Here is a 12072-nt window from a genome sequence, read left to right as displayed (position 1 = left end):
TCATGGGAACCGCACTGAAACTTATCGGAGCCGCCGTCATTTGCTACGGCGCAGTTGTCGTCTGGATGTATCTTTCCCAGCGAAAGATGCTGTACTACCCCAGAACCGAGCACGTGGCCTCGCCCGAGTTGATCGGACTGCCGTACGAGGATGTCACGATTCTCAATGGGCTGGGTAACCACATCCACGCCTGGTGGGTGCCGCACCCTGATGCGCGATTCACCATACTGTTTTCGCACGGCAACGGGGGAAATGTCTCCCACCGACTGGAAACACTTCGTATTTTCCATGAGATGGGAATATCCACCCTCGTTTATGACTATTCCGGGTACGGCAAGAGCGAAGGCGAACCCGGTGAGGGAGCCATGCGCAGCGACGCCATGGCAGCATGGAACTGGCTGGTAAAGACACGAAACGTGTCGCCCGAGAGCGTAATCCTCTTTGGGCGCTCCCTTGGCGGCGCGGTCACGGCACGACTGGCTGCCGACGTCCTGGACCGGGGATACCGCCCTGCCGGACTTGTCCTCGAATCAACGTTCACCTCCATCCCCGACATGGGGGCGTACATGTATCCGTGGCTTCCCGTCCGCCTCCTTGCCCGCTATCAGTACGACAGTGAATCCGCCCTGCGCGGCCATGATCTGCCCATTCTGTTCGGTCATTCGCAGGAGGACGAGATCGTGCCCTACGCACTGGGACGACGACTGTATGCTTCGTATGCCGGACCCAAGGCATTCATGGAGATGCAAGGTGGTCATAATTCCGGGTACCTCTTCATGGGCGATGCGTACATCAAGGAACTGGAACACTTTTTCAGCACACTGGAGCAGGAAAAGTAATGGACGGATGGCAGTTGCTGTTGGCCGATGCCATCCTGCTGCTGCATTTTGCCATCGCCCTGTTTCTCACGCTGGGACTTCCTGCGGTCTGGCTAGGGCATTTTTTGCGATGGCGTCTGATCCACTCAAGGCTTTTCAGATACACGCACGCCGGAATCATGCTTTTCGTTCTTGTGGAGGCGCTGCTCGGCAAACTGTGCCCGCTGACTGTCTGGGAGTCACAACTGCGCCTCAATAGTGATGACGCGACATCAGGATACGATCAAGGGTTCATTTTCCACTGGGTGGACAGACTGCTCTTCCCCGACATTCCTGCATGGATTTTCCCTGTGCTTTATGCTGCCTACTTTGCCGCAGTCATGGCAACTTTTGTTTTGATTCCGGTACAACCAAACGCTCAAACCGGAAAAAAATGACGTATGGCCGGACACTCCTAATCACCATACTTCTGATTTTACACACTTTTTAACATTGAGCACACCTCTTGCTTTCTTAAACACATCGAAAGAAGGAGGAATATTATGCCCGGAATGGATTTCACGACCAGCTTCGATCCTCGAATTGATCGGCTCAGCCAGAAGATACAGGAAATACGTCAGCGGAAGGACCAGGGTTCTGGCCAGGCCATGGATGCCACCATGGACGACGCCATGAACGTGGTTGATCGCAACACCGGTCGCTCGGAAGCCCGAGAGGCAGGCCAGGGATTTGCGGGTATCTCGCCTGAGATGCTGGCACAGGGTGTCGAGGCGCATTCACTGAATGCCGACCGCGTCGCCGACCTCATCAGCGATCCTTTCGAAGAGTAGCCCTGCAGCATCTTTTCGCCGCAAAGTGGCCGAAGCCGTCCTTCACGGGATGTGCTTCGGCTGTTTGGCGTTGTTCACAAGGTGACCTGAGCCTATTTACCCTTGGCAGGCAAAGCGTTCCCAAAAACGTATCAGGCCTTCCTTTCCCATTTTCTTTTCGCTGTACATTTTCTTGCACATCCCCCTGCTTCGTCGAAGCCCAATGGAACCAAACAGGTATCCTGACCACTGGTCACGAAAGTTCGGCACGGCTCAAAAAATGTGCAAAATTCGTTTTTCCTTGCCTTCCAATTACGTCAGGAATATATTGGGATAATTGGTCATATTACAAGACCAGTGTCTCCGAGCGGTGATCTGCTCCCCCTCACAGGAAAAGTTCATTTTTATCTTCAAATCTGCCTGATGGTTGCAGCCATCAGTCACTTTTTTGCAGCCTACCCTCTTGCGTCGTTTTTCTGTGAAGCGTATAAATGAATCAAAGGCTAAATCCCCTCCAGAGTTGAGGGGGAAGACGTTAACCGCAACGGAGGGTGGGAGGAAATAGACGCTGATTTCTTCTTCGGTACATGTGGCGAATCGAGTCGCCCGCTCAAGAAAAAGCAACGTGCACTACATTAGCACGAACCGACCCACCATACAGTGTATATTTTGAAATGCTGGCGTCAGTTCAAAACCGGTTCTTCCGGTCGAGTGCACACCCAATTACCTTAGTAGAATATTTAAAGTGGAAAGCGGCAAAGGCACCATGAGAGATCATGGACAAGTGAAATAGAATGATTACTGTATGTATATAAGGGATAGGCCCCATGACATACACGGCATTACTGCAACGGAGGGTACACCACAATAAAACCTTCTAAAGCCATAAATCAGCGAGACGAGTCGCGATGCTTTACAGCATAGAGTGCGCATGGAGCCCAGAGGCGAACAAAGAGCCAGGGACAGCCGGGAAAATCGGCCAGCGCACTTTTACTTTGCCCTTTATCCAACCATTTCTTGATACCGAACCCCGCTTAACAACAACTTCTATGTTGCCCCCACCTCCGTCAGATGACGGTATTTGACCGCAGATTTCCTCAAAACATTTCCACTTCCATTTCCAAAAATGATGCATGATGTGAGTGAGTAACCGAATCCGGTCCCGGTTTTTCCACTTGTCATTCCCCAGTGGTTTCATGTTATACAAACCTCTATGAAACCCAAGACTGCTCACATATTCATCATAGTCACAATGCTTCTTTTTCTTGGCTGCAGTTCGGAAACGACTGCGCCGAGTCGAAGCGGCAATCAATACAATCCCGAACAGACCGTACAGGCCGAACGTACCATGATCGCCCGCTTTCACGAGGCGGTAGGGACGGTGCAGGCCCGCACCGACACCCGTGTCGAGGCACAGGTCACGGGGCGCGTATCCAAGGTACTGGTTCGACCGGGCGACAAGGTCAGCCCCGGCGACGAACTGATCGTTCTGGACAGCCGTGCCTCCCAGACCCGTCTGGAGCGAGCGCGTCAGGCACAACAAACCGCCACCAGCATGCAGGCGCAGGCCCGGGACTTCCTCGACGCTGCCAAGGCGGAATTCGACAAATCGAAATCAACCTACCGTCGCATGAGCCAACTGCACGAGCAGAAGGTCGTCACTGCCGAAGAAGTGGAAAAGGCCGAATCCGCCTACCTGCAAGCCAAGGCCCGACTGAGTCAGGCACAGGAAGGAGTGGCCGCAGCCAAAGCACGGGTGGGCGAAGCGGAAAAGGTCGTGCAGGAAGCAGAAATCGGCCTGGGGTATACAACCATCATCGCACAGGAGAGTGGCGAAGTGGCCCGACGCATGGTCGAACCCGGCGATCTCGCTTTTCCCGGCAAGGAGTTGCTCACCCTGCAAACGGGCGCCAGTCTTCGTCTGGAAGCCATGGTCCGCGAATCGCTGATCGGCAAAGTCCGACACGGCGATACGTTCGACGTCATCATAGCCGCACTGGGCGAATCACCCTCCATTCAGGCCGTGGTTGACGAGATCGAACCGCTGGCCGATCCGGTGACTCGCTCATTTCTGGTCAAGGCCCGACTGCCCGAGATTCCGGGCCTATATCCCGGCATGTTCGGTCGACTCCGCATTCCCCTTGGCGAGCACGAAACCGTTCTGGTTCCCACCGAAGCCATCCGGCGGGTGGGCCAACTGGATACCGTCATGGTTAAATCCCACAGAGGATGGCATTCAACCTATGTTCGCGCCGGGGATATCTACGGGGAGAAAACCGAAATTCTGGCCGGTCTCGAAGGGGACGAGACCATCGGCATCGGGCATTCGGAGGAGGCCGCGCAATGAGCGAAACGCCCTCCCGCGTCCACGGCTTCATCCCCTCTATTGTACGCTATTTCCTGACATCCCGGATGTCCATCATCCTGGCTTTGGCCGCCCTGTGCATGGGCGCGGCCGCCATCATGATCACCCCACGCGAAGAAGAGCCCCAGATCGTCGTGCCCATGGCCGATGTCATGGTTCAGGTGCCGGGCGCATCCGCTGCCGAAGTGGAAAAACTGGTCACTGCCCCGCTGGAGCGGCTGCTCTGGCAGATCGACGGGGTGGAATACGTCTACTCCATTTCCCGAAAAGGCATGACCGCTGTTACCGTCCGTTTCTTCGTGGGCGAGGACCGGGAAGACTCGCTGATCAAACTCCACAACACCATCCTCAAAAATCAGGACATGGTTCCGGGCGTGGTCTCCGGCTGGGTGGTCAAGCCGGTCGAGATCGATGACGTTCCCATCGTGACATTGGCGGTCCATGCCGAACACGGCTCCGAGGACCGGTATTCGGATTTCGAGTTGCGACGCATAGCCGAAGAACTGTTTCACCGACTGGCCGAGGTGGAGGATGTCTCAAGAGTATCCCTGCACAATGGCCGCAGCCGAGAGGTTCGTGTCGAGATCCATCCTGATCGACTGGCCGGATTCAATATTTCTCCGCTGGAAGTCCAGCGCGCCCTCAAGGGGGCGGACCGCTCGCTCAGTGCTGGCAGTTTCGTTTTTGGCGACAGGGAAACGGATGTGGTCAGCCAATCCTTTCTGCTTTCCGCCGAAGACGCAGCATCGCTGGTGGTGGGTGTTTTTGACGGGCGTCCTGTCTATCTGCGCGATGTGGCGCACATCATCGACGGCCCCCAGGAGCCGACATCCTATTCAAGGATCGGATTTTCCGACATATACCTCACTAAAATCGATCACAATTCGGACGAGCCTTCACGCCCAGCCGTCACATTGGCGCTGGCGAAAAAGCCCGGCGTCAATGCCGTGGATGTGGCCGACAATATCACCCAACGAGTGGAAGAATTGCAACGGGAAGTGCTCCCTGACGACATCGCCGTCACCGTGACCCGCAACTATGGCGAAACAGCCCAGTCCAAGGTCAATGAACTGCTCTCCTCCCTGTTTTTCGCGATCCTGACCGTGGTGGCGCTCCTGGCATTCGCCCTTGGCTGGCGTGAGGCCGTGGTTGTCGCCCTTGCCGTCCCCATGAGTTTTTCCCTGGCCCTGTTCGTCAACCACCTGCTCGGCTACACCATCAATCGCGTCACCCTGTTCGCGCTCATCCTTTCCCTCGGGCTGGTGGTGGATGATCCCATTACCAATGTGGATAACATCCAGCGACATATCCGGGCCGGAGCGCGCAACGCCCTTGATGCAACCCTCGAAGCGGTGAAGGAAGTACTGCCGCCGGTCATCATGTCCACGCTGGCGATCATTGTCTCGTTCACCCCACTCTTTTTCATCACCGGCATGATGGGACCATACATGGCCCCCATGGCCGCCAACGTCCCGCTAACTGTGACCTTCTCCACGGTGGCCGCGCTGACCGTGGTCCCGTGGATGGCCTACATGCTGCTCAGAAATCGTTTCAAAAAAGATGAAAAAACGGACGCTGACGACGAAGACAAGCACATCAATCCGCGTCTGTTATCGCTTTATACCAAAGCCATATCACCCTTCCTCGGCACGCCGCGCAATCGTCGGCTTTTGCTCGGGACAATCCTCCTCGGTCTCGGATTGTGCGGCGTGCTCGTGGTGATGCGTATGGTGCCCCTCAAAATGCTGCCATTCGACAACAAGAACGAGCTGCAACTGTTGGTGGATATGCCCGAAGGAACCACCCTTGAGCGCACCGACAGAACAATTCGCGATTTCGAAGCGTTCCTGCGCACCGTCCCTGAAGTGACCAACTTCGTGACGCATACGGGCTCCCCTTCACCCATGGATTTCAACGGCATGGTCCGTCACTACTATTGGCGCGAAGACCCCCACCTCGCTGATATCCGAATCAATCTGGCCGACAAGGACGACCGCGCCATGCAGTCCCACGCCATCGGCTTGCGGATCAGAAATGAACTCACCTCCATAGCCGAGCAGCACGGAGCCGTGGTCAAGCTGGTGGAATCGCCCCCCGGCCCTCCGGTCATCGCCACCCTCACCACAGAGGTATACGGAAAACCGGGGCTGCCATACGGCATGCTCATCGACGGGACCAGGCATATCGCCGGACTCATGACAGAGCAACACGGTATCGTGGATGTCGATATTTCGGCTGAAGAAGAGCGGAACATGATCGACTTTGTCATCGACAAGGAAAAAGCCGCGCTCCACGGCATATCCGCCGGTGACGTGGTGGAGACTCTGCGCATGGCCCTTTCCGGCGCAACGCCCGCAACAGTCCATCTGCCGGATGAGCGTCAGCAATTGCCGGTACGGGTCATCCTGCCTGTGAATCTGCGCACCGGCTCCCACCGTCTGGGAGAGCTTCGCATGAAGTCGCCGGACGGAGCCATGGTTCCGCTGGCCGAACTGGGACACTTCCGTGAGGTGGAGGCCGAGCAGCCCATATACCACAAGAACTTACAACGGGTGGCCTATGTCTATGCCGAAACCGCAGGGGTGCCTCCAGGTGAGGCGGTCATCGACCTCAAGGCAACGTTGAAAGAAGACCCCATGCCGCCGGGAACCATCGACGAATGGGCCGGCGAAGGGGAGTGGAAAATCACGCTGGATGTCTTTCGCGATCTCGGGCTTGCCTATGCTGCCGCCCTGCTCGGCATATTCATCCTGCTCGTGGGTCAGACCAGTTCCTTTGTGATGCCACTATTGATCATGTCGGCCATCCCGCTGACGCTGCTTGGCATCATGCCCGGATTCTGGCTGCTCAATGTGGTGGCCGGAGATACGGTGGGCGGATTCGGCAATCCGGTCTTCTTCACCGCCACATCCATGATCGGCATGATCGCACTGGGCGGTATCGTCATCCGCAACTCGCTGGTGCTTATCGATTTCATCCAGGCCGAGGTGCGGCGAGGCACATCGCTCAAGGATGCGATTATCCATTCGGGAGCCGTCCGCCTGCGCCCCATTGTGCTCACGGCACTGACCACCGCACTGGGGGCATGGCCCATCACGCTCGACCCGATTTTTTCGGGCCTGGCGTGGGCGCTGATCTTCGGGCTGCTGGCTTCGACCCTGTTCACCCTGATCGTGATACCGAGCGGCTACTATGCCTTGTATGGAAAGAACGAAGGGTAGAAAGCCGCTTTCCTACGACTCATAAAAAAGGCTACCGCCAAATACTGACGGTAGCCTTTCAACACAAAGTAGTACGACGTCCTGAACTGACGACGAAAAAGATGAACAGTCGGCTTAAAGCTGTGTCCCCTGCGCAGTGGATATCATCTTGCCGATGCCGGGATGCTTGCCGGCCAGATACTCTTCCTTGAGAAACCGTTGCAAGGCCTCTTCCAGAAGGAACGGCGCGACCGTGGTGTCGAGACAAGGACCGTGGGGGCGCTCGTTCAACACGCCATAGACCGGCAGCGGATAGGTATCCTGAATCCCGGTGGCGAGATCGCGGTAGCAGGCCACGGCTATGATCATGCGCGGCCGCATCTGGACGACAATGCGTCGGGCAATGGTCCCGCCCGTAGCCACGGCGAGATTGACGCCGTACTTGTCGTGGAGTTCCAACAGGCTGGCGATGGGGCACTTGCCGCACCGGGAGCAGTTGTTGATGTCGTAGGTCAACCGATGGTCGCACTTGGAATTTTGCAGGCAATGCGGCATGAGCAGAAGGATTTCCTCCGGCTTGTACCGCCCCGCTTCCATCTGGACCATTTCATTGTTCACGCTGATGAAGGAGAGCATGACCGACTCCTTCTTGATGCCAAGCGCCTTGCCCAGCAACACCATCAACGGCATGAAAAACTTGATGGTCAGGCCACGGGAACGACGGGCTCCGGGCAGGCTCTGCTTGGTGACGATACTGAAGAACAGGCTCCAGTAAGCGACAGAAACGGAACCGACCAGCGCCAGTACGATGAGTCCGAGAATCCAGGAGGCTGAAGGATGGATGTTCTCCAGCCCGACGTACGGGATCAGCCACAGGGTGAACAGCAGCAGGCACACCGTGAAACAGGTTCCGGTGATAAGACCTATGAATAATCGTTTTCTGGCCCGGCGTATGGAATGCACCTGTTTCATGTTCTCTCTTGATTGCAGGTTGGTCGTGTAACCATCCTACACTATTTGCATCCCTTCATATAGCCACAACTGAATGCTGTGGCGTCCATGGCCTTTTTACCCTGCGGTTTGACTTCCGGCGTCAGATACACCTTGTCACCGGTGGTAATCCCAAGCATGCCGTCCATCTCGCCGAGGATGGTTCCCGGCTCTATCCCCGAGGTCTCGTCCTCGCTGATTCGGCCTGGGGAAACATGCAGCCGGATGGACTTGTCTTCCGGATTGGTCCAGTCGAAAAATGCGCCGGGCCAAGGGTACATGGCGCGGATCTGATTATGGATATCCTGGGCAGGACGATTCCAGTCGATCTCGCCTTCTTTCTTTTCCAGTTTCCTGGCGTAGGTGGCGATCTCGTCATTCTGCGGAGTCAAGGTGTAGGATCCGGTCTGCAGACGGGCCATGCCTTCGCAGATGCAAATACCGCCCAGCTTGGCGAGTTCATCGTGAATGGTCCCGGCGTGATCGTCGTGTCCGATTCGCAGGGCGCGCTGAACCATGACCGGTCCGGTATCCAGCCCGGCTTCCATTTTCATGATGGAAATACCGGTGACCACATCGCCGTTCTGAATGGCGCGCTGAATGGGGGCGGCACCCCGCCACTGGGGCAGCAGCGAAGCATGGACATTGAGCGGATGGATTGTCGGGATATCGAGCACCGCCTGGGGCAGGATCAGCCCGTAGGCTGCCACGACAAGCACTTCCGGCTCCAATGCAGCCAGCTCATCGATGTCTTTCTGGTCCTTGAAATTCAGCGGCTGACGAACTTCTATGCCGTTCTCCAGAGCCACCTGCTTTACAGGGGTCGGGCGACACTTCCTTCCCCGTCCACACGGACGGTCAGGCTGTGTGTAGGCGGCAACAACGTCCGCTCCATCAAACTCCACCAGAATACGGAGTATTTCCGCAGCAAAATCAGGGGTGCCCATGAAGACAGTGCGCAATCCACGAATCTCAACAGGTTCTTTCGGGATCGGCTCACCATCTTTCAACTGGCTTACATCGATATCTTCCATGGCTCTTCAACCGCCTCGGCTAGGGGGTTACTTTTTCCACTTCATGGCTTTCTTGCGGTACATGGCCTTCTTGAGGCGTCCCACACGATCAGCCAGCGTCAATCCATTCAAATGATCGATCTCGTGCTGCAACACAATGGCAAGAAAACCATCGGCATCGATGGTCAGCGGCTTGCCTTCGCGATCCAGCCCTTCAACCTTTACGCGCTCCTTGCGCTTGACGGTCACGTTCAGCTCGGGACAGCTGAGGCATCCTTCCTCACTGTCCACTTCGCCTTCGCTTTCCACGATCTCGGGGTTAATGATCACACGCAGGTCACCGCGCAGCTTCGGTCCGGTCTGGTCCACCACGATCAGGCGAATGGATTCACCGATCTGCGGAGCCGCCAGGCCGACGCCGTCGGACTCGTACATGGTCTCGATCATGTTTTCGATGAGCTCGTCCAGCTCGGGGGTAACCTCATCAAGAGGTTTCGCCGTCGCAGCCAGGACCTCATCAGGCCAGGTAACTATATCCAATAACATCGTTATATTCCTTATTCCATTTTCCTGTTTTTATCTCAGTACCATCAAGTGCGCCGCAGAACAGGAAGAAAGTACAAGCAGTCGGCGCGGCGTCACTGGAAACTCTACTATATTAATAAGTACGGAATTTCAAAAAGCGAGTTCCCATGACGAAAAAATGATTGAAGCGACCTGTCCCTGCGCGTTGCGGCGAGGGCGTAGCTTCATATGTCACTCTACATCCTGCTCTGTCCACACTCACTCGGGGACCGGGATAAAAAGAATCCGGGGGAAGGAAGATTCCTTCCCCCGGCTCAGGAATTAGTCTTGTTTTTTCTCACGCAGACGAACGCCGAGTTCACGAAGCTGCTTGCTCGGAACGGCGGACGGTGCTTCGGTCATCAGGCAGGTAGCCTTCTGGGTCTTGGGGAAGGCGATGACGTCGCGGATGGACCTGGAGCCGGTCAGGATCATGATCAGGCGATCCAGACCAAAGGCGATGCCGCCGTGGGGCGGTGCGCCGAACTGCAGGGCGTCCATGAGGAAGCCGAACTTTTCGCGGGCCTCTTCCTCGTCAATGCCGAGGGCAGCGAACATGATCTTCTGCTGCTCCTGAGTGTGGATGCGGATGGAACCGCCACCAACCTCGTAGCCGTTGATGACCAGATCGTATGCACGGGCAATGGCTTTGCCCGGCTCTTCAGCGAGCACTTCCATCTGATCGGGCTGGCAGGAAGTAAACGGATGGTGACGAGCCACGTAGCGCTTTTCGTCGGCATCGTACTCAAGCAGCGGGAAGTCGGTGATCCAGACAGGCGTGTACACATCGTCCTTGATGAGGCCGAGGTCTCTGGCCAGCTCGCAACGCAGGTTGCCCAGAGCGGCGTTGGCGATATCCGCAGCACCGGCCTGGAAAAAGAGGATGTCGCCGGGCTGAACGCCGGTGCGCTCGCCAAGCTGGGCGATTTCCTCTTCGGAGAAGAATTTGACGATGGGAGACTGCCAGCCGCCGTCTTCCTTGATCTTGATCCATGCAAGACCCTTGGAGCCGTAGATCTCGACATACTTTGTGTAGTCGTCGATCTCCTTGCGGGAAAGAGTGGCACCGCCGGGAACGCGCATGACCTTGACCAGTTCGGAAGAGGCAAACACCTTGAAACCGGAATCCTTGAAGATGTCGGTCACTTCGGTCAGCTTGAGGTCGAAGCGAAGGTCAGGCTTGTCCACGCCGTAGTCGCGCATGGCGTCATTGTACGTCATGCGGGGGAATTCGGCAGGCAGATCAACGCCGATGGTCTCGGTGAACAGGGTCTTGACCATGTTTTCGGCCATGTCCTGCACGTAGGCTTCATCCACGAAGGACATCTCGATGTCGATCTGGGTGAACTCGGGCTGACGGTCGGCGCGCAGGTCTTCGTCGCGGAAGCATTTGACGATCTGGAAGTAGCGATCCATGCCGGACACCATCAGCATCTGCTTGAAGAGCTGCGGGGACTGCGGCAATGCGTAGAACTCGCCCTGATTCACACGGCTGGGGACCAGGAAGTCACGAGCGCCTTCAGGGGTGGACTTGGTCAGTACAGGGGTTTCGATTTCGAGGAAACCGAGGTTGTCCAGATAGCGCCGCACCGACTGGGCGGCTTTGTTGCGAATGATGAAATTGCGCGCCAGGGACGGACGACGAAGGTCCAGAAAACGGTACTTAAGACGGAGATTCTCACCGACTTCGACACGATCTTCGATTGGGAACGGCGGGGTTTCGGAGGTATTGAGCAGCTTGTACTCGTTGACCTCGATCTCCACTTCACCGGTGACCATGTTCGAATTGGCCATGCCTTCAGGACGAGGACGAACAACACCCTTGATGGCGATGACGTACTCGGGGCGGATGGCGTGGGCGCGATCATGCACTTCAGCATTGTGCTCGGGATTGAAGACCACCTGGGTCAGTCCTTCGCGGTCGCGCAGGTCCAGGAAGATGAGGCCGCCATGGTCGCGGCGGAACTGCACCCAGCCCATGAGACAGACTTCTTCGTCCATGTTGGCCGCGGTCAGCTCATTATTATGATGAGTACGCCTCCAGCCAGCGAGGTCCTCAATTACACGAAACTCATCATAATCTCTTTCTTGCTCAGACATTTTTTCTCCAGTCTCTCTCAAATATTTATTATTAAGAGCATTCGGGGGAATCCTCAGCGAAAGGATTCCCCCGAAGGCCCTTCCTGAACATCATATGGGCATCGATCCCTTGCGGGACAAGCGAATCAGCTCGCCAATCAGCCCTTGTATTGCATCATATCAATCGGTCAGCCTTGGCCGACCCGGAGCGCTTGTTTACGCTCCATTCCCGGC

Annotated in this window: 9 protein-coding genes; 5 read left to right on the top strand and 4 right to left on the bottom strand. The window is 56.3% G+C overall.

Going from position 1 to position 12072, the window contains the following annotated elements; translation table 11 throughout:
• Positions 1-2 precede the first annotated feature (2 nt).
• From DPRO_RS11450 to DPRO_RS11425, 5 genes are all read left to right on the top strand, one after another.
• Positions 3-839, top strand: a complete 837-nt coding sequence (locus tag DPRO_RS11450) for an alpha/beta hydrolase (protein ID WP_097012160.1) — start codon at positions 3-5, stop codon at positions 837-839.
• Complete coding sequence (locus DPRO_RS11445) at positions 839-1255, top strand: DUF2784 domain-containing protein (protein ID WP_097012159.1); 417 nt, start codon at positions 839-841, stop codon at positions 1253-1255. The genes DPRO_RS11450 and DPRO_RS11445 overlap by 1 nt, the downstream gene beginning before the upstream one ends.
• A 105-nt stretch (positions 1256-1360) precedes the next feature.
• Positions 1361-1648, top strand: a complete 288-nt coding sequence (locus DPRO_RS11440; protein ID WP_097012158.1) for a hypothetical protein — start codon at positions 1361-1363, stop codon at positions 1646-1648.
• Between the two features lie 1231 nt (positions 1649-2879).
• Positions 2880-3974: an efflux RND transporter periplasmic adaptor subunit gene (locus DPRO_RS11430; protein ID WP_232005566.1), complete on the top strand. Its 1095-nt coding sequence runs from the start codon at positions 2880-2882 to the stop codon at positions 3972-3974.
• On the top strand, positions 3971-7213 hold the full coding sequence (locus DPRO_RS11425; RefSeq protein ID WP_097012155.1) for an efflux RND transporter permease subunit: 3243 nt from the start codon (positions 3971-3973) through the stop codon (positions 7211-7213). The genes DPRO_RS11430 and DPRO_RS11425 overlap by 4 nt, the downstream gene beginning before the upstream one ends.
• Positions 7214-7327: 114 nt before the next feature.
• On the opposite strand, the gene DPRO_RS11420 is transcribed toward DPRO_RS11425, so the two are convergent.
• The 4 genes from DPRO_RS11420 to aspS all read right to left on the bottom strand — a co-directional run bounded on the left by DPRO_RS11420 (position 7328) and on the right by aspS (position 11859).
• Positions 7328-8164 (bottom strand): DUF116 domain-containing protein, encoded by an 837-nt coding sequence (locus DPRO_RS11420; protein ID WP_097012154.1) that lies wholly within the window; start codon positions 8162-8164, stop codon positions 7328-7330.
• A gap of 41 nt (positions 8165-8205) precedes the next feature.
• On the bottom strand, positions 8206-9216 hold the full coding sequence (fmt, locus tag DPRO_RS11415) for a methionyl-tRNA formyltransferase (protein ID WP_097012153.1): 1011 nt from the start codon (positions 9214-9216) through the stop codon (positions 8206-8208).
• A 27-nt stretch (positions 9217-9243) separates the two neighbouring features.
• Positions 9244-9741, bottom strand: coding sequence for a peptide deformylase (def, locus tag DPRO_RS11410; protein ID WP_097012152.1), 498 nt, complete (start codon positions 9739-9741; stop codon positions 9244-9246).
• Positions 9742-10041: 300 nt separating this feature from the next.
• Positions 10042-11859 (bottom strand): aspartate--tRNA ligase, encoded by a 1818-nt coding sequence (aspS, locus tag DPRO_RS11405; RefSeq protein ID WP_097012151.1) that lies wholly within the window; start codon positions 11857-11859, stop codon positions 10042-10044.
• Positions 11860-12072 lie beyond the last annotated feature (213 nt).

It is taken from the genome of Pseudodesulfovibrio profundus, assembly GCF_900217235.1.
GTDB lineage: Bacteria > Desulfobacterota > Desulfovibrionia > Desulfovibrionales > Desulfovibrionaceae > Pseudodesulfovibrio > Pseudodesulfovibrio profundus.
Note: the sequence above shows the minus strand (reverse complement) of the source record. Positions and strands in the feature narration are given on the sequence as shown.

Bases quoted from the DNA above. Each gene is read 5' to 3' on its own strand.
- DPRO_RS11430 (WP_232005566.1), top strand. From the start codon at position 2,880: ATGCTTCTTTTTCTTGGCTGCAGTTCGGAAACGACTGCGCCGAGTCGA.
- def (WP_097012152.1), bottom strand. From the start codon at position 9,741: ATGTTATTGGATATAGTTACCTGGCCTGATGAGGTCCTGGCTGCGACG.
- DPRO_RS11445 (WP_097012159.1), top strand. From the start codon at position 839: ATGGACGGATGGCAGTTGCTGTTGGCCGATGCCATCCTGCTGCTGCAT.
- DPRO_RS11425 (WP_097012155.1), top strand. From the start codon at position 3,971: ATGAGCGAAACGCCCTCCCGCGTCCACGGCTTCATCCCCTCTATTGTA.
- fmt (WP_097012153.1), bottom strand. From the start codon at position 9,216: ATGGAAGATATCGATGTAAGCCAGTTGAAAGATGGTGAGCCGATCCCG.
- aspS (WP_097012151.1), bottom strand. From the start codon at position 11,859: ATGTCTGAGCAAGAAAGAGATTATGATGAGTTTCGTGTAATTGAGGAC.
- DPRO_RS11420 (WP_097012154.1), bottom strand. From the start codon at position 8,164: ATGAAACAGGTGCATTCCATACGCCGGGCCAGAAAACGATTATTCATA.
- DPRO_RS11450 (WP_097012160.1), top strand. From the start codon at position 3: ATGGGAACCGCACTGAAACTTATCGGAGCCGCCGTCATTTGCTACGGC.
- DPRO_RS11440 (WP_097012158.1), top strand. From the start codon at position 1,361: ATGCCCGGAATGGATTTCACGACCAGCTTCGATCCTCGAATTGATCGG.